At 70.6% G+C, this 22,405-nt stretch carries 22 protein-coding genes; 11 read left to right on the top strand and 11 right to left on the bottom strand.

Annotation, left to right across the window (positions count from 1 at the left end):
* The first annotated feature begins 98 nt into the window (after positions 1–98).
* Positions 99–314 carry a hypothetical protein gene (locus ACIP79_RS39325; protein ID WP_383688375.1) on the top strand — a complete coding sequence of 72 codons (216 nt, stop codon included), beginning with the start codon at positions 99–101 and terminating at the stop codon, positions 312–314.
* 78 nt (positions 315–392) lie between these two features.
* On the opposite strand, the gene ACIP79_RS39320 is transcribed toward ACIP79_RS39325, so the two are convergent.
* The 3 genes from ACIP79_RS39320 to ACIP79_RS39310 form a co-directional block, all read right to left on the bottom strand.
* A complete protein-coding gene (locus tag ACIP79_RS39320; RefSeq protein WP_401231962.1) occupies positions 393–1,526 on the bottom strand; it encodes a glycerophosphodiester phosphodiesterase family protein in 1,134 nt (377 codons plus the stop codon).
* A 188-nt stretch (positions 1,527–1,714) separates the two neighbouring features.
* Positions 1,715–2,596, bottom strand: coding sequence for a hypothetical protein (locus tag ACIP79_RS39315; protein ID WP_401231959.1), 882 nt, complete (start codon positions 2,594–2,596; stop codon positions 1,715–1,717).
* A 401-nt stretch (positions 2,597–2,997) separates the two neighbouring features.
* Positions 2,998–3,231, bottom strand: coding sequence for a chaplin (locus ACIP79_RS39310; RefSeq protein WP_387184539.1), 234 nt, complete (start codon positions 3,229–3,231; stop codon positions 2,998–3,000).
* A 197-nt stretch (positions 3,232–3,428) separates the two neighbouring features.
* On the opposite strand from ACIP79_RS39310, the gene ACIP79_RS39305 reads away from it, so the two are divergent.
* The 3 genes from ACIP79_RS39305 to ACIP79_RS39295 all read left to right on the top strand — a co-directional run bounded on the left by ACIP79_RS39305 (position 3,429) and on the right by ACIP79_RS39295 (position 5,274).
* Positions 3,429–3,635 carry a hypothetical protein gene (locus ACIP79_RS39305; protein WP_383688379.1) on the top strand — a complete coding sequence of 69 codons (207 nt, stop codon included), beginning with the start codon at positions 3,429–3,431 and terminating at the stop codon, positions 3,633–3,635.
* Between the two features lie 181 nt (positions 3,636–3,816).
* Positions 3,817–4,644, top strand: a complete 828-nt coding sequence (locus ACIP79_RS39300) for an SAM-dependent methyltransferase (RefSeq protein WP_401231956.1) — start codon at positions 3,817–3,819, stop codon at positions 4,642–4,644.
* An 87-nt stretch (positions 4,645–4,731) separates the two neighbouring features.
* Positions 4,732–5,274, top strand: a complete 543-nt coding sequence (locus tag ACIP79_RS39295; protein ID WP_401231953.1) for a hypothetical protein — start codon at positions 4,732–4,734, stop codon at positions 5,272–5,274.
* Between the two features lie 6 nt (positions 5,275–5,280).
* Here ACIP79_RS39295 and ACIP79_RS39290 read toward each other — a convergent pair whose 3' ends face one another.
* From ACIP79_RS39290 to ACIP79_RS39280, 3 genes are all read right to left on the bottom strand, one after another.
* The gene (locus ACIP79_RS39290; RefSeq protein WP_401231950.1) at positions 5,281–5,799 is read right to left on the bottom strand and encodes a hypothetical protein; all 519 of its coding nucleotides are present in this window, start codon (positions 5,797–5,799) and stop codon (positions 5,281–5,283) included.
* A 189-nt stretch (positions 5,800–5,988) separates the two neighbouring features.
* On the bottom strand, positions 5,989–6,492 hold the full coding sequence (locus ACIP79_RS39285; protein WP_401232269.1) for a DUF6624 domain-containing protein: 504 nt from the start codon (positions 6,490–6,492) through the stop codon (positions 5,989–5,991).
* Between the two features lie 65 nt (positions 6,493–6,557).
* Positions 6,558–6,953: an ATP-binding protein gene (locus ACIP79_RS39280; RefSeq protein WP_401232266.1), complete on the bottom strand. Its 396-nt coding sequence runs from the start codon at positions 6,951–6,953 to the stop codon at positions 6,558–6,560.
* A 303-nt stretch (positions 6,954–7,256) separates the two neighbouring features.
* On the opposite strand from ACIP79_RS39280, the gene ACIP79_RS39275 reads away from it, so the two are divergent.
* The gene (locus ACIP79_RS39275; protein ID WP_401231948.1) at positions 7,257–8,078 is read left to right on the top strand and encodes an SDR family NAD(P)-dependent oxidoreductase; all 822 of its coding nucleotides are present in this window, start codon (positions 7,257–7,259) and stop codon (positions 8,076–8,078) included.
* Between the two features lie 116 nt (positions 8,079–8,194).
* On the opposite strand, the gene ACIP79_RS39270 is transcribed toward ACIP79_RS39275, so the two are convergent.
* A complete protein-coding gene (locus ACIP79_RS39270; RefSeq protein ID WP_401231945.1) occupies positions 8,195–9,607 on the bottom strand; it encodes a hypothetical protein in 1,413 nt (470 codons plus the stop codon).
* A 255-nt stretch (positions 9,608–9,862) separates the two neighbouring features.
* Between ACIP79_RS39270 and ACIP79_RS39265 the strand changes: the two genes are divergently transcribed.
* The 4 genes from ACIP79_RS39265 (at position 9,863) to ACIP79_RS39250 (ending at position 12,513) form a co-directional block, all read left to right on the top strand.
* Positions 9,863–10,729, top strand: a complete 867-nt coding sequence (locus ACIP79_RS39265; RefSeq protein ID WP_383687692.1) for a helix-turn-helix domain-containing protein — start codon at positions 9,863–9,865, stop codon at positions 10,727–10,729.
* 3 nt (positions 10,730–10,732) lie between these two features.
* A complete protein-coding gene (locus ACIP79_RS39260) occupies positions 10,733–10,978 on the top strand; it encodes a DUF397 domain-containing protein (protein WP_383687693.1) in 246 nt (81 codons plus the stop codon).
* A 186-nt stretch (positions 10,979–11,164) separates the two neighbouring features.
* On the top strand, positions 11,165–11,677 hold the full coding sequence (locus ACIP79_RS39255) for a hypothetical protein (RefSeq protein ID WP_401231942.1): 513 nt from the start codon (positions 11,165–11,167) through the stop codon (positions 11,675–11,677).
* Between the two features lie 26 nt (positions 11,678–11,703).
* Complete coding sequence (locus ACIP79_RS39250; RefSeq protein WP_401231939.1) at positions 11,704–12,513, top strand: SAM-dependent methyltransferase; 810 nt, start codon at positions 11,704–11,706, stop codon at positions 12,511–12,513.
* A 3-nt stretch (positions 12,514–12,516) separates the two neighbouring features.
* On the opposite strand, the gene ACIP79_RS39245 is transcribed toward ACIP79_RS39250, so the two are convergent.
* From ACIP79_RS39245 to ACIP79_RS39230, 4 genes are all read right to left on the bottom strand, one after another.
* Entirely contained in the window at positions 12,517–13,914 is a 1,398-nt protein-coding gene (locus tag ACIP79_RS39245) for an FAD-binding oxidoreductase (RefSeq protein ID WP_401231936.1), read from the bottom strand.
* A 169-nt stretch (positions 13,915–14,083) separates the two neighbouring features.
* Entirely contained in the window at positions 14,084–16,678 is a 2,595-nt protein-coding gene (locus tag ACIP79_RS39240) for an AAA family ATPase (RefSeq protein ID WP_401231934.1), read from the bottom strand.
* 36 nt (positions 16,679–16,714) lie between these two features.
* Entirely contained in the window at positions 16,715–18,847 is a 2,133-nt protein-coding gene (glgX, locus tag ACIP79_RS39235) for a glycogen debranching protein GlgX (protein WP_401232263.1), read from the bottom strand.
* A 49-nt stretch (positions 18,848–18,896) separates the two neighbouring features.
* Positions 18,897–19,439, bottom strand: coding sequence for a pep a2 (locus ACIP79_RS39230; RefSeq protein ID WP_383689528.1), 543 nt, complete (start codon positions 19,437–19,439; stop codon positions 18,897–18,899).
* 308 nt (positions 19,440–19,747) lie between these two features.
* Between ACIP79_RS39230 and ACIP79_RS39225 the strand changes: the two genes are divergently transcribed.
* Both ACIP79_RS39225 and ACIP79_RS39220 read left to right on the top strand, forming a co-directional pair.
* On the top strand, positions 19,748–20,014 hold the full coding sequence (locus tag ACIP79_RS39225; protein WP_383689532.1) for a DUF5133 domain-containing protein: 267 nt from the start codon (positions 19,748–19,750) through the stop codon (positions 20,012–20,014).
* Between the two features lie 77 nt (positions 20,015–20,091).
* Complete coding sequence (locus ACIP79_RS39220; RefSeq protein ID WP_401231932.1) at positions 20,092–22,305, top strand: alpha-1,4-glucan--maltose-1-phosphate maltosyltransferase; 2,214 nt, start codon at positions 20,092–20,094, stop codon at positions 22,303–22,305.
* Positions 22,306–22,405: the final 100 nt, after the last annotated feature.

Raw genomic sequence — 22,405 nt, 5'->3', positions numbered from 1 at the left:
TGTCTCCGGTTCTGTCCGAACTGAGAGGATGAGTCCCGCGGCGACGCCGCGGCCTTACCTTAGAGGCGAGGCACCGACCCCGAGGAGAAGCACCAACCGTGCACGACGCACCGATCTACGCCCAACTGATATCCGAGCGCGGCGACATACCGCTCCAGGTCCGCACCGAGGCCCACCGGCTCCAGCGCGAGCTCGACTGGATCGTCAACGCCGATCCCGCCTCCGCGGGTCTCCTTTCGAGACCTCAGGCCCCCTCGGTCCCCAACTCCCGGGCTCTGCCTCCCGGTTCGGGGTCGACCGGCTGGCTCTCCTGACGGAAGCGTCGAAGGAGTAGCCCCGCAACTCCAATGGAGTCCTGGCCTTTTCGGCGCCGCCGTCGGAGTTATGGCCGTTCAGGTTCCGACGGACGGAGTGTTGTCCTTCGACCGTAGAACTACCGGTATCGCCTGGGCAGTTCGAAGCCTCGCTGGGCCAGCAGGGGTTCGCAGCCGGTCCGGGTAGTCGGTGATCAGTCCGTCCACGCCGTCGTCGATGAGCTTGTTCATGGTCGCCGGGTCGTCGACGGTCCAGGGGATCACCTTGAGGCCGAGCCGGTGCGCGTCGCCGACCATCCGGGCGGTGACGTAGGGCACGTATCCGGCGTCGGTGACCTTGCCGTTCTGCGGGCTGCCGTGGACCGGCGAATAGGCGCTCGCCCCGAAGGACTTGACCGCCCTGAGCGGATCGCCGCCGAAGTCGTCGATGTCGATGCCGCCGAGCCACGGGGAGGCGCCGGGCTTGCCGACCTGGAGGAAGTCCTTGTTGTCGAGTGCCACCAGCGGCAGCCGCGGCTCGGTCTCCCGCATCGCCATCAGCGCGCCCCAGTCGAAGCTCTGGACGGTGACCTGGCGCAGCATGCGGGCCCGGCGGACCTCCCGGGCGGTCACCTCCACGAACTGCTCGCGCGGTGCGGTCTCGGCGGGTGCGCCCGCCTCCACCTTCGTCTCGACGTTGAGCTTCACGTCGTACGCGCGGTAGCTCCTCACCAGCGCGAACACCTCACGGAGCAACGGCATCCTGGCGCCGGGCGCGGCCACCTGCTCGGGGAAGTCGGGCAGCGTGAGCGAGCCGCAGTCCAGGGTCCTGACCTGGGCGAGGGTGAGGGTGTTCACGTACTTGCCGACGTAGGGGTACTGCGGGTCGCCCGGGACGACCGGCGAAGTGTCCTTGCACTTGGCGCCGTTGACACGCCGGTCGTGGGTCACCACCGCCTGGCGGTCCTTGGTGATCTGGACGTCCAGCTCCAGGGTGCTCACGCCGGTCCTGAGGCCGTTGGCGAAGGAGGCGAGCGTGCTCTCCGGCCGCAGTCCGAGTCCACCGCGGTGCGCCTGGAGGTCGAAGGTCCTGGGCTTGGGCCGATGCCGCTCCCCCGCGCCCCCGGATGCGTCGAGCGCCCCCGCGGGTGTCGCGAGGACGCCCGCGGCGCAGGCCAGCGCGGCGGTGCAGGCGAGTGTGGCGGCAGCGGCGGAGGTACGCCATCCGGTCATGGGTGGGCCATCCCTTTCGGTCCGTTCACGGGTCCGCTTCGGTCCGTTCGCGAGTCCGCGCGGAAGTCGGCCCACAGTATGAGCGAGGGTGGCCGTGCCGGGGGTGCCCGAGGTGGTGGCGGGGCGAAGCCTGGCTTAAATCCAGGCAGTCGGGCCCGCGCTTGCCCGGACACCCCCGGCGGTGTGGCTCAGCTCTTGGTGAACTTGTACGTCTTGCTGTCGGTCAGGACGCAGAAGCCGGGCGAGATGACGATCACGCGCAGGGTCGCGGTGCGCCGGTCGTAGTCGATGCCCTCCGACTCGAAGGTCCCCGAGCAGCCGCTGCGCAACGGGAGTTGCCGCAGCGCCGTGACATGGCCGGTCACGTTCGCGGTGCCGTTCGGCTCGGCGGACAGGTCGACCTGGAGAAGCGGTTTGGTGATGCCGAAGAGCGTGCCGGCCGGGTCGTCGGAGGAGCACAGCAGCCGCGTGGAGGTGACGAAGTCGCAGCCCTGCACGTCACGTACGGCGTGATCGAGGGTGATGGTGGATGCCTGCGGGAGGTTCGCCGAGGGCGAGGTGCTCGGGTTCACGCCCGGGGTGGGGAACACCAGGAACCTGGTCATCGTGCCGTACTCGCCGTTCACCATCCACGAGCCGCCCGGTGTGACGGCGACCCAGGAGTTGTTGAGCGCCTCCCCGGAGTTGAGCGTGTGGACGTACTCCGACCACGCGCCGCCCGGCGCCTGCACCCGGAACATCTTGGCGTTGCCGCCGTCGGCCTGGTACGGCTCGACGTAGTAGCCGTTGTAGGAGGCGTCCGGGTCGCCGACGTGGTTCCAGCCGCGGGAGTAGACGTCGAAGGGAATCGTGCCGACCCCGGTGTAGCGGTTCGGGCTGCCGGCCGGGACCTCGACGGAGGTCAGGCCCTGGCTCTCGGACAGCGGGTCGGCGCGGTCCGAGCCCACCTCGGTCCAGGTGTCGGCGGCAGCGGCGGGCGCGGTGGCGGAGACGGTCAGGACGGCGGCCGTGGCGAGCGTGACGACACCGGCCAGGGCCGCGTGACAACGTTGCCGGACGGGCATGCGCATGTGGTCTGCTCCTCGGTGGGGGGGCGCTTGTTTCGGCGCACAGTCTGGCCTCCCACGACGGGCATGTACAGACCAATGTATGGACGCCAGGCGTCAACTCACCGTCCAGCAGAGGACAGTTGCGCACGTGCCGTGACACCGGTCTTCCGCACGCCCGGCACACGGCGCCTCACCCTCACCGCGACATCCGCGGTCACACGTACGGCGACACGTACGGCGACACGTACGGCGACACGTACGGCGACACGTCAGGAGACCCCTCCCGCGCCCCTCCCACCACGCCGCCACGCCGCCCGCATGCATCCTCCATGCCTCCCCCATCCCCCTGCGGCACCTCCCCCGGTGCCGGAACCGACAAGGCGGCGCCGGGCAGGCAGAGCCCGCCCGGCGCCGCCCTCGCGTCAGCGGTTCTCGCACTCGTTCCCGGTGGCCGGGTTCAGGAGCCCCACCACGTTGATGGAGTCGCCGCAGAGGTTGAGGTCGAGGTCGAGCGGGATCTGGACGACGTTGCCCGACAGGACGCCGGGGCTGTCCGCGGCGACACCGGTCGGGTCGGGGTCGGCCACGGCGGTGCCGGCCGTGAACAGCAGGGCCGTGCTCGCCAACCCGGTGGCGGCCATCAGACGGAAACGCATAGCAAGCTCCGATCGATAGGTGGGGCTGTGGGTGTCCCTCCACCATCACCTCGGCGGCCGCCGGGCGACATCGTTGTACGCCCGAACGGGGCCACGGCCCCGCCGGACCAGCCGAGCCGTACCGGGCGGAACGCGTCGCGCGAGCCGCGCGGAAAGCCCGTAGCGTGAGAGGAGATCAGGTGGAACAGGGAGAGATCATGTCAACCAGCCAGCCCGACGCGTCCTCGCCGTCCGACGACACGACGACCCCCGACGACCTGCTGCACACCGGCTCCGAGGGCGATGTGACCCCCGAGGATCTGGTGCTCGCCGCGGGCTTGGATGTCACCCCGGAGAACCTCGCACGGGCCGAGCGCAAGCTGGCGGCGGAGGGACCCGCGGCCCTCGACAAACTGCTGCCCTAGCTGCGAGGTCCTCCCGGGACCGGCGGCCCGTACGTCACTTCGAAGTGGCCGACAGCATGCGGCACTTGGCCGGAACCCGTACGCAGGTGACAAGTTGGGGAGCCGAAGCGGAGCGTGGGCCGGGTTCGAACGTCTAGGTTGACGTCTAGCCCATTGATTACGCCGCGCAGGAGGCGCCCCCGTGTCTGAGCCCGACCCCCAGTTCGCAGCCGCCGCAGAGATACGTGCCCGGATCGACACCACCAAGCCGCACTCCGCGCGCTTCTGGAACTACTTCGTCGGCGGCAAGGACAACTACGAGGTCGACCGCGAGATCGGCGACCACATCAAGGAGATCTTCCCCGGGCTGGTCGACGTGGCACTCTCCAGCCGCCGCTTCCTGGGCCGCGCGGTGCGCTATCTGGTCGAGGAGCAGGGCATCCGCCAGTTCCTGGACATCGGCACCGGGCTGCCGACCGCCGACAACACCCACGAGGTGGCACAGCGACTCGCCCCGGACAGCCGGATCGTGTACGTCGACAACGACCCCATGGTGCTCGCGCACGCCCGCGCGCTGCTCACCAGCACCCCCGAGGGCAAGACGGCGTATCTCGACGCCGACCTGTACGACCCGGAGGCCATCCTGAAGGCCGCCGAGGCCACGCTCGACCTCTCGCAGCCGGTCGCCCTGATGATCCTCAACACCCTCGGCCACGTCGCCGACTACGAGCGGGCACGCGGGCTGGTGTCCCAGGTGATGGCCGGCCTCCCGGCGGGCAGTCACCTCGTGATCAGTGACAGCACCGCCACGAGCGAGGGCATGATCGCGGCCTCCGACGCGTACAACTCCAGCGGCGCCGTGCCGTACTACGTGCGCAGCGTCGAGGAGATCGGCGGCTTCTTCGAGGGGCTCGAACTGGTGGAGCCCGGCATCGCCCCGGTCACCGACTGGCGTGCCGACTCCGAGGGTTCCGCGGACGCCGAGCCGTCCGTCGACGCGTACGGCGGGGTGGGCCGCAAGCTGTCCTGACCCGGACGTACCTGGTGGGGCGGGAACCCTGCGAGAAATCACCCGCCCCCTCACTCCGGAACAGGCGCTCCTGCGACACTGAAACCTATGGATCCCCGACACCTGAGACTCGGCCGCCGTCGCATCTGGATGCTCAGCGCGGTCTGCTTCCTGGTGCTCGGACCGATCGGCTACTTCCTGGGTGGCTGGGTCCCCTTCGTACTGCTGGCCGTCACCCTGCTCGTGGCCACGTCGGTCTCGCACTGGCGTGCCCCGTCCTGGCTCGCGCCCGCCATCGCGAAGGGCCAGCGGGAGAGCCGTCGCGACGTCGCCACCTTCTGTGTCGTCATAGCCGTCAGCGGTTACGCCCAGCCCCTCGCGCTGCCGCCCGACGCGCCCCGTGACATGTCGGCGCTGCGGCTGGAGGCCTACCGGGCCGCCGCCGACGACGACCTGTCCGAGGAGCTGCGGGGCCTGGCCGCCGACGCGCTGGCCGCCGCGGACCACGCGCACGAGGAGGACACCCCGGCCGCCTGGCGGGCCGCGCGGGTGAGTTCCGAGCGGCTGGCCCACGCCTCACAGGAGGGCAACCCCTACGTGCGGCAACTCCTCATCCAGTGGGTCGAGGGAAACCCGGCCGCGGAACACTGAGACGGTTCACGACTCCGCTTCCTTCCGCAGAAAGTTGCTCACCTGGCAGGCGAGGCTCTCCCTGCCCGTGCCGGGACGCTCACCGGCGTCCACGGGAAGCTCGTACGGCTCGATCCCGCCCGCCCACAGAAACCGCTCGGTCCACTCCTCGTCGACCTTCAGCTGGATCTGGATGTCCACCCGGGTCAGCCGGGTGTCGGGGCAAGCGGCGTACAGCACGGCGGTGGCCCGGCGCAGCGGATAGACGTCGAACCCCTCGATGAACTGTGAGTTCCGCCAGTCCATGAACGCGCTCTCGCCGTCGTCACCGACGCGGACGTCGACCTGGCCGTCCTCGAGGTGGATACCGAAACGCTCACTCGTGCGGTTTTCGACGGTGACACGGAATCGGAAGTAGCTGAGTTCCTCCGCGGCGTCGTCCCGGCCTCGCGGGGGGTCCGCCTTCTCCAGGCCGTGGACGCGGACCCGCAGGCCGGCACGTTCGTCGTACTCCTGCCAGTCCTCGACCACGTTCGGCTCGCGCACAGTTCACCTCTCCACCTCAGAGAGCTGTTTCCTATCTGTGCCCTCAACGCAGTGTCAAATGAGCGGGACATGCCGTAGCCAGGCGTTTCGCCCTCCTTGATCGGCGATCAAGCCGTGCGCAGCCAGAACCTTTCCGGGGCGGGCTCGCCGACGATCCGCCACGTGCCGTACATCACGTTCCGCGGTGTCTCACGCGCCGGCGCGCAGGGTCCTCATCTGCTCGTCGAGCGGGCCGAGGCCGACATCGCGGCGGCGCTCGTCAAGGGTCTGCGGACGGCGGACCGGATACGGGCGGAAGGTCGCGGGGTCGACGCGGGTGCCGTAGAACTGCGGCTGCCCCTGTTCGACCGCGCAGTGGTCGGCGATGTAGGCGTGGTGCAGGGCGGGACAGCGCCCGTCCGCCGCCGCCTGCGCTATCAGGTCGCGGCACATCAGCTGGAAGTCGAGGTCCGTGGAGTGCAGGAGGATCATGAGGGCCGCCGTAGAGGCGGGGGCGCCGACGACGTCGGCGGCCGGCCAACCATGGTGGTCGACGATCGTCCGCAGGGCTGCGGCGTTGGCTCCTCGGCACTCGTTTATGGCACGGCGGCACTGCGGCACGGGGTTCGCCCTGGCCTGCCGCATCAGACGATGCTCCTCGCCGGCCCTGCGCTCCAGTTCACCGGCGAGCGCCGTCGCGAGCGCCGGCACCATCCCGCGGCCCGCCACCCGGTCCCGTGGCGCGTGACCGCCGGCGGCGAGGCCCCCTGGGTGGCCTTTCATCGCGCTCCCTGAAACGCCAGGGTGAACCACACCCTCTTGCCCGTGGTGCCGGCTTCGGGCGGCGCGATCCCCCAGTCGTCGGCCAGCGCGGTCACGATGGCCAGTCCGCGTCCCGACTCCTCGGCCCGGTCCGCCGTACGCGGACATGGCAGGGCGGACGAGCGGTCGGCGACCGTCACGCGCAGGTCGCGCCGGGTGCACTCGATGGTGACGGTGACCGCGTCGGCCGCTCCGGAGCTGCCGTGCCTGATGGCGTTGGCGAACAGTTCGCCGGTCGCGAGGACAGCGTTGTCGACGCAGTCGGGCGGCAGGCGCAGGCGTAACAGATACTCGGCGACCATGGTCCGCACGCCTGACGCGCGGGACGGGTGGGCGGGGACGGTCGTCCGCAGCAGATGGGTCCTTCGCGCGGGGATTGCGGGAGACGGCGGCGGTGTCTGCGTCCCCGCGGCCTCGGCGGGCCTGATCCTCCCCGTCGGCGTCCGACCGTCCGCCGGGTCATGTGCCAGTGAGGGCGACGGCCCGTGGCGATGCGCCCTGGACACCGTCATCGATCCTCCTTCTGGTGCAGCACGGTGGGGGACGGTCTGGGTGGCTGCCCGTGCAGCCAACACGCCGGAGCAGGGGAGTGACCAGGGGTAATCGGGGTTGTCCGGTTGCGGGCCCGTAGTGGCATGGGATGTATGTTCGATCGCGTGAGGAACGTCAGCGGGTCCGGGGCAGCCGCGCACCCGAGCGGTGCCACCGGATGGCCCGGGGTGCGGGGAAAGCGCGTACTGGTCACCGGCGGCAGCAGAGGGCTCGGCGAGCGGATCGTGCGGCTGCTGGCCGCCGAGGGCGCACGCGTGGCGACCTGCGCGCGGGACCCGCACGGCCTGGCGGCGCTGGCCGGCTCGCTGGACACTCCGCTGTTCACCCAGCCGCTCGACGTCACGGAACCCGGCCGGCTGGAGGCCTTCGTCGCGGCCTCGACGAAACGTTTCGGCGGCCTCGATGGGGTGGTGGCCTGTGCGGGCGGGTCTCGCGGGGGCGCCTTCGAAGAGGCGGACGCCGCGGACTGGACGGCGACCTGGGAAGTGAACGTCGGCCACACCGTGCGGCTGGTGCGGGCCGCGGTCCCGCACCTGCGTGCCGCGGGCGGCGGCTCGGTCGTGGTGATCTCGTCGATCTCCGGCTGGAAGCCCGGCCCGCCCGTCCAGTACGGCGTCGCGAAGTCCGCGCAGATCCACCTGGCGGCGTCGCTCGCCCGGGAACTGGGCCCGGACGCGATCCGGGTGAACGCCGTCTCCCCCGGGTCGATGCTCATCCCCGGCAAGCGCTGGGACCGTATGCGGCGGGAGGACCCCGAGGCGTTCGCCGAGTTCGTCGCGGCGGAGTTCCCGGGCGGCGAGCCGGTCACGCCCGACGAGGTCGCCCGCGTGGTCGCCTTCCTGCTGTCCGACTGGTCGAGCGGCATCTCCGGAGCCCATGTCCCCGTGGACCGCGCCCAGAACGCGCCGTCTCCCGACGGCTACTGAGAGACGAAGGACCGCGAGAGGTTCGCGGGGTTCGAGGGGTTCACGGGGTTCGCAGGTTTCGCGGGTTTCGCGGGGGTCGCGGGTTTCGCGGGGCGCTAAGACACCGCTGACGCCCGTCATGCCACCGCTCCCAGCACCGGACGGGCCCTGTGTTCGAACTCCTGCACGACGGCCTCGTGCCGACGGGACTCCAGCCGCCCGCGGAAGTCGCGCAGGGCTTGGATCGACCGTTCGCTGTGCACGGTGCTCAGCGTGTCGAGCGCCTGGGTGGCGGTGCCGAGCGCCTCGTCGAGGCGGCCCTGCTGGAGGTGGGCGGTGGCCAGCACGGAGCGGCTGATGGCCTGGCGTCTGCGCCGGTCGGCGTTGGCGCTCAGCGACTCGCTCGCGGTGCGCTCCGCCTGCGCGCCGAGTCCGAGATCACGGAAACAGAGCGCGGACTCGGCCTGGAGATAGTGGTGGTCGAGGTAGCGCACCCACACCGACTCCTGCGCGGCTCCGCGGCTCACGGCCAGCTGCCGCTCCGCAAGGCGCAGCGCCTCGGTGGCCTCTCCGGGCCGGTTCAGGGCGGCGTGTCCGCGCGCCGACATCGCGTACAGCCGCATCAGACCGAGAGGGCTCCCCGAGTCCCTGGCGGTGGCGAGACCGGCCCGGGCCAGGGCCACCCCCTCGTCCGGGCGCCCGAGATTGGTGGCCAGATGGGAGAGCCCGGCCAGGATCTGGCCGCCGAGGACCCGGTCCTGCCCCTCGGCGCACAGGCGCAGCGCCTGGATCATGTAGCGCTGCGCGAGGCCGTACTCCCCCGCGTCGTACGAGCTCCAGCCGGCCATCGCGGCGAGGCGCGCGGCGGCGGCGTACAACTGGCGGCGCAACTGCGGCGGTGTGCCGCGCCTCTGGAGCATCGGGACGACCTCGGTGGTGAGGTAGTGGACGATGCTCGTGCGCACGCCGCCGCCGCCGTACTGGTTGTCCATCTGGTCGAACATGGCGATCATCGCGTGCACCTGTTCGGCCGGTCCGCCGCGCGCCGACAGGTTCGGCCGGTCGGCGTCCTGGTGCTCCAACAGCCAGAGCAGCCAGTCACGCTGCGGGGTCGCCAGCGCGCCCGCGACGAAGGGGACCGAGCCGAGGAGGCTGCGGCGGGAGATGTCGGTGGACCCCAGCTCGGCCAGGGTGTGAAGGGTCTCTGCCACGTCTTCGCCATAGACCAGCGCCCGGCCCGCGACCGGACGCTGCTGATCGGGGAGGAAACCTACGTCCGCGGGCGACACGGCGCGGCCGAGTCGCTCGGACAGCACGGCGGCGATCAACTCGGGAGTGGTTCCCCGAGGTTGCTGGCCCTGGAGCCAGCGGGTGACCGAAGCCTTGTCGTAGTGGGAGTCGGCGCCCTGACGGCGGCCCAGTTCGTTGACCCGCAGGGCGAGTGAGGCGTAGGAGCAGGCGGCGTCCTTGAGGGCGGCCGCCAGCGCCTTGTTCGCCCCCGCGGGGGTCCTGCCCGGGTTTCTCGATTGTCCGTCGGTCACGGTGGCCATCCCGGTCTCGCATCACGGTCGCGTGCGGCTGCGTCCGTCCGTAGCCGCACCCGATGGAACAAGTCCCGCACGGCCGCACGCAGTTGACCTTCCGCCCCGCTGACGGTGCGACAGGTCACTCGATCACTATGGTGGCCTACACACTCAGCATGCAACCTGCGTTCTGATAATTTCAGAACGATCCGCATCGCTCTGTCTCTGTCATCGACCGCGTGGCACACTGCTCGCTGTGATTGCCGTACCGGGAGGTAGGACGTGAGCGAGAACCGCTCTGGCGGCAGCGCACCCACGGTCCTGCGGATGGTCCTCGGCAAGCGGCTGAGGCAACTGCGGGAAACGGCCGGGGTGTCGTTCGAGGACGCGGCACGCGCCATCGAGGTCACCCCGCTCACGGTCCGCAGGATCGAGAAGGCCGAGGTCGGACTCCGCATCCCGTACGTGCGGGAGTTGCTGCACACCTACGGGGTCCCGGCCGCGGAGATCGACGACTTCCTCGCCATGGCCAGGGAGGCGAACCAGCCGGGCTGGTGGTACAAGTACCGCGACGTGCTGCCGGAGTGGTTCAGCGCCTACGTGAGCCTGGAGAGCGAAGCCAGCGTCATCCGTCTCTACGAACCCCACTACGTTCCCGGCCTGTTGCAGACGTACGACTACGTCACCGCCCTCATGCGGGTCGGCTTCCCGAACGAGTCGAAGGAGGACATCGCCCGCCGGGTCGACCTGCGCGTCAAGCGCCAGGACCTGCTCGCCAAGCCGGACGCGCCCGCGGTCTGGGCCATTCTGGAGGAGACGGTGCTGCGCCGCCCGGTGGGCGGGGCCGAGGTGATGCGGGCCCAGATCGACCACCTCCAGGAGGTCCTGGACATGCCGAAGGTCCGGATCCAGATCATGCGCTTCGGGGTGGGGGCGCACCCTGGCGCGTTCGGGCCGTTCCACCACTTCCGCTTCGGCTTCTCCGAACTGCCCGACGTCATCTACACCGAGAGCCTCGCCGGCGCGGTCTACGTGGACCGTCCCGACGACGTCGTCAGCTATCTGGAAGTACTGGACCGGATGTCCGTGCAGGCGGAGCCGGTCGCTCGAACCAGGACCATCCTGGGTGAACTGCGTAAGGAGTTGTGATCCATGGAATCCATGGGCCCCATCAACAGCGGAATGCCGGCGGTCGACCTGGGTACCGAGGGCTGGGAGAAGCCCTGGAGCGGTACCAACGGCGGGAGTTGCGTCGAGGCCAAGCGCCTGCCCGACGGCAGCGTCGCCTTTCGTCAGTCCAGGGATCCGGAAGGTCCGGCCCTGGTCTACTCCCGGGACGAGATGGTCTCGTTCCTCCAGGGTGCCAAGTCGGGCCAGGCGGACTTCCTGATCGCCTGAGGCACGCCACCTCTGCGCCTCACCACCTGAGGCGCGCCCCTTCCGCCGTAGCACCGGCGCCGCGGCGCCCGCGAGCCCGCCACTACGGCCGCACAACCGGACAACCCGCACGCACCCTCCCGCCGTGCGGGTTGTCCCCTCCACACTGGGGAAGTCTGTCGTCCTGCGGAGGGAGTGGGTGCGGGGATGCTCCTCCACCAGGCTCTCAGCCAGTGCCGGACACTGGTCGTCGAGGGCCCCGACGGCATCGGCAGAAGCGGCCTGACCGACCGGCTGACCCGCCATGGATTCATGATCCGGCGCTCGCGCGGTCACCTCCACCATGTGGACCCGATCCGCCCCTACCGCGAACTCCTGGACTCTCCGGGCAGGTTGGCCGTCGAGGGCGGTCTCATCCACGAGCTCGTCTACGGACCACTGCGCCGAGGGCGTTCCCGGGTGACCTGGATCCAGGCGATCGACTTCGCCGAGGCGGTCGCCGAACGCGACGGCGCACTCGTCCATGTGACGGGCGCGGTGGACGACACCGAGGCGGTCAGCGCCTATGAGCGGGCGTTCCGCACCCTGGCCGAGCACGCCCCCGTAGTGACCCTCGACGCGGAGGAGGTGGGCCCGCCGGTTCCCGGCCCCGCTCCGCCGCGCGCCCAACTCAGGCGCTGTACACAGACGTTGACGATAGGTTGGCGACAGACCGCGTGACGCACGGTAACGGTAGGAGATATTCCATGGCAGACGGCCGGCCCACCCCCGACCAAGAGGCATTGTCCAAGATCGACACCACGGTGCCGCACTCGGCCCGCATCTGGAACTACTGGATGGGCGGGAAGGACAACTACGAGGTCGACCGGGAGGCGGGCGACGCGTACCGCGAAGTCGCCCCGAACATCGAGACGATGGCCCGAGCCTCCCGTGACTACCTGATCCGCACGGTGACCTTCGTCGCCGGCGAACTCGGCATCCGCCAGTTCCTCGACATCGGCACCGGCCTCCCCTCGTACGACAACACCCACCAGGTCGCCCAGCGCATCGCTCCCGAGTCGCGCATCGTCTACGTGGACAACGACCCTCTGGTGCTCCGTCACGCCCAGGCCCTGCTGACCAGCACACCCGAGGGCGTCACGAACTACATCGACGCCGACCTGCACGAGCCCGAGAGGATCATCGAGGCGGCGGGCAAGATACTGGACTTCGACCAGCCGGTCGCGCTGATGCTCATGGGCATCCTCGGCCACATCCAGGACTACGAGGAGGCCAAGTCGATCGTCCGCCGCCTCCAGGGCGCCCTGCCCTCCGGCAGCTACTTCGTGCACTACGACAGCACCGACACCGACGCCGCCCTCAAGGAGGCCCAGCAGGGCTACGACGACACCGGCGCCGTCCCGTACGTGCTGCGCAGCCCCGAGCAGGTCACCGCCTACTACGAGGGCCTGGAACTGGTGGAGCCGGGCATCGTGTCCTGCCCGCTGTGGCGTCCGGAGCCCGGTACGTCGCCCGAGCCCACGGACGTCCACGGCGGTGTCGCCCTCAAGCGGTGACGGTCAGGACCCCGACGCCGGTTCGATGTTCTGGTTGAGGCAGAACAGGTTGCCGGGGTCGTGGTCGGCCTTGATGCGGGCCAGGCGTGCGTAGTTGTCCCGATAGCTGGCCCACACGCGCTCCTGGCCCTCGTCCATCATCATGTTCACGTAGGCCCCGCCCGCGGAGAACGGGTGCAGGGCGTCGAAGTAGTCGACCGTCCACCGTTTGATGAGGCCCGCGTTGGCCGGGTCGGGGTCGACGCCGGCGTAGACGGATGCCCAGCGGGCGTCGCGGTAGCTCCACGCGGTGTCCGCCGAGGCGTGGTCGTGGACCGCGCCGTCGATGGGGTAGAGGTGCGCCGTCGACTTCCATGTCGGCAGTTCCGCGCCGAACTTGGCGTGCAGTTCGACCGCGTCGCCCGGGATCTCGTTGACGAAGTCCGCGCGCCAGTACCACTGGTCGGCGGGCGGGTACACCGTGTCGAAGGCCGACTGGAGTGCGGGGTAGGGCATCGGCGCGGGACCGTGCAGCAGCGGCTGGGGCAGCGCGTCGAGGAACGGCGCCATCTGCCGTGCGGCCTCGTCCGTGTCGTCCCCGACGTAGCACCACACGACGCCGCAGACCTTGCGCAGATGGAGTGCCTCGGGGAAGGGCGGCCCCGGCGGGACGGAACCGACCATGAAGAAGGCGTTCAGTTCGCGGGGTGCGTTCGAGATGAAGTCCCGGTAGACGGGCAGGACTTCGGCGGTGAGTTCGACGGGCCAGAAGGTGGGCCCCGCCACCACGGTGCTGACCTCGTGCAGCCTGAAGAGGAACGACCTGACGACGCCGAAGTTGCCGCCGCCCCCGCGGATCGCCCAGTAGAGGTCGGTGTTCTCGTCGGCGCTCGCGCGCACCTGCTCGCCGTTCGCGAGAACGAGGTCGGCCTCCAGGATGTTGTCGATCGTCAGCCCGTACTTGCGGGTGAGGTGGCCGAGGCCGCCGCCCAGGGCGATGCCACCGACCCCCGTCGTGGAGATGATGCCGCTCGGTGTGGCCAGGCCGTACTCGTGAGTGGCACGGTCGACCTCGCCCCAGACGCAGCCGCCCCCGACCCGCACCGTGCGCGCCTGCGGGTCGACCTCGACCTCGTTGAGCGGGGAGAGGTCCAGGACCACTCCCCCGTCGCAGGTCCCCAGGCCCGCTCCGTGATGGCCGCCGCCGCGGACCGCGAGCAGCAGACCGTGGTCGCGGGCGAAGCCCACCACCTGTGCGATGTCGTCGGTACTCGCGCAGCGCGCCACGAGGGCGGGCCACCGGTCGATCATCCCGTTGTACACCTTGCGGGCCACGTCGTACCCGGGGTCGTCCGGGCCGATCAACTGTCCCTTGAATCCGTTGAGTTCCTGCCTTGCCGCCTGTGCGGTCGTGATGGACATGAGCATCCCCCGTGAAACCGGGGACCGGTCGCGGGCACCCCTGCCGGGCCCCCGCCCGCTCCCCTTCTGACGGACCCGTTCGGATCCGATACGTCTGTTCTATGCGAAGGTCCCGTTACGTGGACATCCGTGCCCGCCACCTACCTCGCGCCCGGCGGCTACCTACGTTTCACCGGCGGGGCAGCATGCCCAGTTGCACGGCACGGGCGGCGGCCTGACGGCGGCTGCGGACGCCGAGCTTGTCCAGGACGGCGGAGACGTGGTTGTCGACCGTGCGCACCGACACCACGAGGCGGTCGGCGATCTCGGTGTTCGTCATCCCCTGCGCCACAAGTCCCATGACCTGCAACTGGCGTTCGGTGAGGCCCGCGGGATTGTCCCGGGTCGCCGCGAGCGGGCCCCGCGGGATGCGACGCGTGCCGAGTGCGCGCAGCTCCCCGCGGACCAGTTGGGCGAGCGGACCCGCGCCGAGCGCGTCCAGGGCGGCGAGCGCGGTGAGCTTGTCCTCGGGGTCCGGGCTCTCGGCGAGGGCGGCGGCGTGCTCGTAGGGGCATCCGGCCGCCTCCCAGAGCAGCGCCGCCTCGCGCCGGCGCCCCGCGGTCTGCAGCGCGTATGGATGCCGCGAACCGTCCGCGGGAACGTCGTGTCCGGCCTTGGCGAGCCAGTATCCGAGTTCGGCCCGGTGCGCCGCCGCGTCCAGCCGGCAGGCCTCCGCGAACGTCTCTCGCGCCACGGCCGCCACCGCCGCGTGGTCGCCGCGCAGCCAGGCCGACTCCGCGCGGGCCGCGGCGACCGGCCCGGTACGCTGGAGTTCCCTGCTGCGCACCGCGATCTCCCAGGCCTGCGTGAGCAGTTCGTCGCCGCCGTCCCGGCCGCGGCGCACCCGTACCCGGCCCAGCACGGTCAGCGCGGGGCAGCGGGCGGGCACGAAGTCGTGGGCGCCGGCCTCCGCGTGCCTCTCCGCTTCGTCCCAGGCTCCGGCCGCGAGCCGGCGCATGGCCAGTTCGACGTTGAGGTAGTTGAGGAAGCCCAGGTGTTCCGCCCGGTCGGCCAGTTCCACGGCCGGGGCCAGGAAGCGGTCGGCCTCGGCGTACTCCAGGTTCTCCAGCAGACTCCAGATGATGTTGGCGTAGGCGCGGCAGGCGTGTTCGACCTCGCCGGCGGCGAGCGCCACCTTCAGGCTCTCCTCGACCTGCGCCCGTCCCAGCGGGTCGCCGGCCCGCCAGCGTGCGGAGCCCACGTTGTTGAGGGCGTGCGCGAGGATCTCGTCGGCGCCGGCCCGGCGGGCCAGGTCGATGGCCCGCTCGCCGAACGCGATCGCCCGCGCGTGCTGGTCGGACAGCATGTGCAGCTGGGCGGTGTTGCTCAGGGCGAGCGCGAGCAGCCGGTCGTCGCCCGCCCCCTCCAGTACCGCGATGGCCTCTCTGGCGGCCGACCGCGCCTCCTCGGCGTCACCGGCCCACCACTGGATCCGCGACAGCCACCGCAGGTCCGCGCCGAGCGCCCGCGCGTCCCCCAGGGACCGGCGCAGCGCGACCGCCTCCCGCTCCGCGTCGACGGCGGCCACGGAGTCGGCGATGGTGTAGCTCTCCACCGCGTAGCGCTCGAGGAGGCCGGCGAGTTCCGTGGGGGTGAGCCGGTCACGCTGACGGAGTACGAGCCTGAGATGGGCGGCTGCTTCGCGGTGGGCGCCCGCGCGGGAGGCGTCGTGTGCGGCGCCGGGGCCGTGCCGGGCGATCGCGTCCAGGTCGCCGGCCTGCGCGGCGTGATGGACGATCCGGGAGGCGTCGGAGCCGGGCGCGGCGACGAGCGCGGCGAGCACGCTCCGGTTCAGCTCGATCCGTCGCGCGGCCGGCAGCGAGTCGACGACGGCCCGGCGGATCAACTCGTGCCGGAATCCGGCCCGTTCCGGGGTGACCACCATCAGACCGCGCTGCTCGGCCGCCGCCAGCTCGGCGACGTCGTCCGCCAACAGAGCCCGGACCAGGGATCGTTCCACGGCGGAGGGCACCACGGCGAGCTGTTCCAGAGCGTCACGCGTGGTGTCGTCAAGACCGCGCAGCCGCGCCAGTACGGCGTCCACCACGGTCGGCGGCACACCGCCGGTGCCGCCGGCAGCCACCACCTCGGCCACGAAGAAGGGGTTGCCCGAGGTCACTTGGTACACCCGCGCCGGATCCAGGTCGCTGGTGGCGCTGAGCCGGCGTACGGCGTCCGGGGACAGCCGGGAGAGCGGCAGCCGGTGCACCCGTTCCGCGCGGGACACCTGGCCGAGCAGGTGCCGCAGTGGATGCTCGCGGCCCAACTCGTCGTCCCGGTAGGTCAGGACCAGTACCGCGGGCAGCCGCTCCACGCGCCGGACGAGGAACCGAAGGACGTCCAGCGATGCCTCGTCCGCCCAGTGCACGTCCTCGACGACGAGTACCGCAGGATGCGGCGCCCGGCTCAGCTCCGCCCGCAGGGCGTCGTACACCAGATGACGGTCACCACCCTCGGGGAGTACGCCCGCCAGTTCCGGGCCGACACTCGCGGCGAGATCGCGGAAGGGACCGAGCGGCCGGCGTGTGGTGAGGTCGTCGCACTCCCCCAACAGCACGCGTACGTCGGGGTGCAGGACCTTCGGAAGCGCCTTCACCAGGCTGGACTTGCCGATCCCGGCCTCTCCGAAGACGAGCGCCACGGAGCCGGCGCCGTCGGCCGCTTCCCGCGCGGCGGCTGCCAGTTGGGCGAGCTCGTGGTCGCGCTCCAGGATCCCCCGATCCACGGGGCAATTCTGGCACGCGTGCCGCCGTCCAGTAGGTCAGGACACGGGCCGGTCCCGTGCCCGCTCGCTGCGATGGGGCCGGGAGAGCAGCAGGAGGCTGCGCCCCTCGACGCTGACGTCGGTGCCCGCCTTGCGTTCCGACTCGTCCGGCAGTCCCTGCGGGTCGGCGGTGTCGATCCGTACGGTCCACCGCTCGCCGTAGGTGGTGTCGGGGAGGCGGAAGGTCACCGGCTCCCAGTAGCTGTTGAGGAGCAGCAGGAAGGAGTCGTCGACGACCGGTTCGCCGTACGGGTCCGGCTCGGCGATCGCGTCGCCGTTGAGGAAGACGGCGACGGTGTGCGCGTCGGGGCGCAGCCAGTCCTCGTCCGTCATCTCGCGCGCGTCGGGGCGCAGCCACATCAGGTCGGGCAGCGGCTGGTGCTCGTGTGTCGCGGTCTCGCCGAGGAAGAAGCGGCGGCGGCGCAGGACGGGGTGGGCCGCGCGCAGCGCGATGGCGCGTCGGGTGAAGTCCATGAGTTCGCGCTGTTCTTCGGTCAACCGCCAGTCGATCCAGGAGAGTTCGTTGTCCTGGCAGTAGGCGTTGTTGTTGCCCTGCTGGGTGCGGCCCAGTTCGTCGCCGTGCGCGAGCATCGGGATGCCCTGGGACAGCAGCAGGGTGGCGAGCAGGTTGCGCTGCTGGCGGGCCCGGAGTTCCAGGATCCCCTCGTCGTCGGTGGGGCCCTCGGCGCCGCAGTTCCAGGAGCGGTTGGTGCTCTCGCCGTCCTGGTTGCCCTCGCCGTTGGCCTCGTTGTGCTTGTCGTTGTACGAGACCAGGTCGCGCAGGGTGAACCCGTCGTGCGCGGTGACGAAGTTGATGCTGGCGCGGGGCCGGCGCCGGTCGTGCTGGTAGAGGTCGGAGGAGCCGGTCAGCCGGGAGGCGAACTCGCCGAGCGTGTGGTCGCCTGAGCGCCAGAAGTCCCGCACGCTGTCGCGGTACTTGCCGTTCCACTCCGACCACAGCGGCGGGAAGTTGCCGACCTGGTAGCCGCCCTCGCCGACGTCCCAGGGCTCGGCGATCAGTTTGACCCGGCCGACCACCGGGTCCTGCTGGATCAGGTCGAAGAACGCGGAGAGCCGGTCCACCTCGTGGAACTGCCGTGCCAGGGTGGCCGCGAGGTCGAAGCGGAAGCCGTCGACGTGCATCTCGGTGACCCAGTAGCGCAGTGAGTCCATGATCAGCTGGAGCACGTTCGGGTGCCGCATCAGGAGGCTGTTGCCGGTACCGGTGGTGTCGTAGTAGTGCGCCGGATCGCCTTCCACCAGGCGGTAGTAGGCGGAGTTGTCGATGCCGCGGAAGGAGAGTGTGGGGCCGTTCTCGTTGCCCTCGGCGGTGTGGTTGTAGACGACGTCGAGGATCACTTCGAGCCCGGCGGCGTGCAGCGCCTTCACCATCGACTTGAACTCGGTGACCTGCTCCCCGCGTGTGCCGTGCGCCGCGTAGGCGTTGTGCGGCGCGAAGAAGCCGATGGTGTTGTAGCCCCAGTAGTTGGACAGGCCCCGGTCGCGCAGGAAGCCGTCCTGGACGAACTGGTGCACCGGCATCAGCTCGACCGCCGTGACTCCGAGCGAGGTCAGGTGCTCGATGACCGCCGGATGGGCGAGCCCCGCGTAGGTGCCGCGCAGTTCCGCGGGGACCTCCGGGTGCGTCTGGGTCAGACCTCGCACGTGGGCCTCGTAGATCACCGTCTCGGCGTACGGTCGCATCGGCGGGCGGTCGTCGCCCCAGCCGAAGAACGGGTCGGTCACCACGCCGAGCAGGGTGTGGCCGGCGCTGTCCGCCGGATCGGGTCCGTCGGGCGCGCGCTCGAAGAGCGAGGCATCGTTGTCCGCCTGCCCGTCGACCGCTCTCGCGTACGGATCGAGCAGCAGCTTCGCCGGGTTGCAGCGGTGTCCGGCGGCCGGGTCCCAGGGCCCGTGCACCCGGTAGCCGTAGCGCTGCCCCGGCCCGACTCCCGGCAGGTAGCAGTGCCAGACGAAGCCGTCGACCTCGGTGAGCGTGACGGTGCGAGGAACGCCCAACGCGTCGATCAGTACGAGATCGACGCGTTCGGCGACTTCGGTGAACAGGGCGAAGTTCGTTCCTTCGCCGTCGAATACCGCGCCCAGTGGATAGGGGCGGCCGGTTCGGATAGGCACGTGATCACCGTAAGGCGATCACGGCCTTCCTGTCCTCACGGGATCACCCGACGGCGATCGCGGGCTCGGCCTCGTCATGCGAGCCGACGAGCACGATGCCGGGGTTGTCACGGGATCCGGCGAGCGCCGGGACGGGCAGCGCGCGGGGCATCCGGCGCGCCTCCCGCAGGCTGGGCGCGGGTGCGGGCGGCACCAGCGGGGCGTGCTCGGCGGCCCGGGCCCGCCACGAGAACCAGATGATCTTGCCGCCGGCTCCGGTGGCGCAGCAGCCCCAGCCGTCGCTCAGGGCGGCGATCTGCGCGAGGCAGCCCTGTGGGGTGTTGTGCGGGCGGATGTCCTGGTTGTTGTCCGAGACGGCGGTGATGAGGTGCTGGCCGTTCCACCACATCTCGATGGTCGTGTTCTTGTCCGCCGCGTGCTCCTCGATCGTGTGGAGCAGCGCTTGGGCGCAGTGACAGACGGACTCGACGAGGTTCTCGAGGTTCCAGTACCGGAGGTGGGCGGCCAGGATGCGCCTGACCTGTCCCACTCGTTCCGCGCTGACCTCGACGTCGAGGTGGTAGTAGCAGGGGACCGCAGCTTTCATTTTCGTTCGCTCCTCACCGGCGAAGCTCCGCTGCTTCTCGCCCCTGCGGGACGAGCCCCGAACACGTAGCGTGAGCGCTGATCGCTTCTGAGTCAGATCCCAGAGTGGGAGCGCTGCTCCATTCGTGCAACCCGAGACCGGCTCCAAATGTGGTTGAAGAGCCAACAAGACGCTCGGTGGTCACACAGGCACCATGGGTGAGGGCATCGGTCTCGGTAACGGGTCGGTGTCCCTGCGTGCACGGTCCTCACTCGCCATCCGGGCGAGCCGTGCGTGTTCGAGAGAGTGGGAAGGTGACCAGCGTGAAGCTGCTGCTGCCCGCCAAAGCCGAGGTCGCCAGGCATCTGGAGCAGTACCGGGCCTGGGAACGTCTGCTGCTCGCGGCCCCCGCCGACCACAAGGTGCGGGGCTACTTCGAGAACACGGGATACACGCTCTGCGTGCTGATGGGCAAGCGGTGCGCGCGCGAGGCCGCGCACGCCGCCGAGCGCTATCTGCGTGCGGTTTCCCCGCTGGCCAGGGCCCGAGGTGCCCAGGACCGCGGGCCGGGCCGGGCGGTGGGCCGGTGTCCCTGACGGCACCGGCGCGTCGAAGTGTTCCGACGCGGATCTGAAACCGCAGGCTTGTCCCGACGACGGCGGAGGCGAAACCCATGGACGTGAATCCGGACAACGGCAGCATTCCGGCGGTGGATGTAGGCGCGCTCGACATCCTGGCCATCTCGGCCAGGAAGGGCCGCTCGATCAGCGTGCCGATCGTCGCCGGCACGCCGGTCGCCGGTGCGCGCGCGGCCTCCGCGCCGACGTCGGCCACGGCCACCCGCCCGGCCACCGTGCCGTCGGCGGCTGCCCGTCCGGATTCCGACGCCGTCCGCTCGTCCGGCGTACCTGCCGTGGATCCGCACGCCGTAGACGTCCAGGTCGTGGACGTCCATCCGGTCGTCGAGCGCGGCAGGCGCCCGGCCAAAGCGGTGTGCGGCGAGACCTTCGAGGTCACGGCCACCGTGTTCGGCGAGGGCCATGACGCGGTCGCCGCCAACGTCGTCCTGCGCGATCCGAGCGGCCGCCCCGGACCGTGGACGCCGATGCGCGAACTCGCCCCCGGCACGGACCGGTGGGGCGCCCACGTCACCCCGGGAGAAGCGGGCCACTGGACCTACACGGTGGAGGCGTGGCGCGATCCGCTGACCGCCTGGCGTCACGCCGCCGGGATCAAGGTCCCGGCCGGTATCGACACCGGGCTGATGCTGGAGGAGGGCGCCGAGCTGTACGAGCGGGCTGCCTCCGGGGTCCCCGAGGCGGCGGGCCGGGAGGCCGTGCTCGCCGCGGCGGACGCCCTTCGCGACGAGTCCCTGCCGCCCACCGCGCGTCTGGAGGCAGCCCTCGCCTCGGCGGCTGACACCGTCCTGGTGAGGCACCCGCTGCGTGAACGGGTCTCCGCCTCCCAGCCGTTGCCCCTTCTCGTGGAGCGGAAGCGGGCCCTGTACGGCTCCTGGTACGAGTTCTTCCCCCGCTCCGAGGGCACCCCCGAGCAGCCGCACGGCACCTTCCGTACCGCGGCCGAACGGCTGCCCGCCATCGCCGAGATGGGCTTCGACGTCGTCTACCTGCCGCCGATCCATCCCATCGGGACGACCTACCGCAAGGGTCCCAACAACACGCTGTCCGCGAGCCGTTCGGACGTGGGCGTGCCCTGGGCGATCGGCTCCCCGGAGGGCGGCCACGACGCCGTCCACCCGGACCTCGGCACGATCGACGACTTCGACGCGTTCGTACGCCGGGCAGCGGGCCTGGGGCTGGAGATCGCGCTGGACTTCGCGCTCCAGTGCTCTCCCGACCACCCCTGGGTGGAGAAGCATCCGGAGTGGTTCCAGCACCGCCCGGACGGCACGATCGCGTACGCGGAGAACCCGCCGAAGAAGTACCAGGACATCTACCCGATCTCCTTCGACAAGGACATGCCGGGGCTGGTCTCCGAGACCGTGCGGCTGCTTCGCTTCTGGATGGACCACGGCGTACGGATCTTCCGCGTCGACAACCCGCACACGAAGCCGGTGGTGTTCTGGGAGCGGGTCATCGCGGAGGTCAACCGCACCGACCCGGACGTGATCTTCCTGGCGGAGGCGTTCACCCGCCCCGCCGTCATGCAGAGGCTCGCGGCGGTCGGCTTCCAGCAGTCGTACACCTACTTCACCTGGCGCGACACCAAGCAGGAACTGACCGACTACCTCCGCGAACTCGCGGGTGAGACAGCCGCGTTCATGCGACCCAACTTCTTCGTGAACACGCCGGACATCCTCCCCGAGTACCTCCAGCACGGCGGCCGGCCCGCCTTCGAGGTGCGTGCCGTCCTCGCCGCCACCCTCTCGCCGTCGTGGGGGATGTACGCCGGATACGAGCTGTGCGAGAACGCCGCGGTCAGGGCGGGCAGCGAGGAGTACCTGGACTCCGAGAAGTACCAACTGCGGCCCCGCGACTGGGAGTCCGCCGAGCGCACCGGCGGGACGATCGCGCCGCTGATCACGGAGCTGAACCGGATCAGGCGCCACCACAAGGCCCTTCAGGAACTCAGGAACCTGAGTTTCCACCGAGCCGACAACGACGCCCTGATCGCCTACAGCAAACGCACGGGTGACGACACCGTCGTGGTCGTGGCGAACCTGGACCCCCACCACGCCCAGGAGGCGACGGTCTCGTTGGACATGCCACGACTCGGCCTGCGTGACGACGACTCCGTACCGGTGCGCGACGAGCTCACCGGCGAGACCTACCACTGGGGCAGCGTCAACTACGTGCGCCTGGAGCCCGGAGCGGCCCATGTGCTCGCCGTCGGCCCCGCGCCCAGGAACGAGGGGTCTCCCGCATGATGGTGAACGAGCCCGTCCCGGATACGTTCGAGGACACCCCGGCCAAGGACCGCGATCCCGAGTGGTTCAAACGCGCCGTCTTCTACGAGGTCCTGGTCCG

Source organism: Streptomyces sp. NPDC088747, assembly GCF_044751025.1.
Taxonomy (GTDB): domain Bacteria; phylum Actinomycetota; class Actinomycetes; order Streptomycetales; family Streptomycetaceae; genus Streptomyces.
This window is presented reverse-complemented; position numbering and strand designations above follow the sequence as displayed.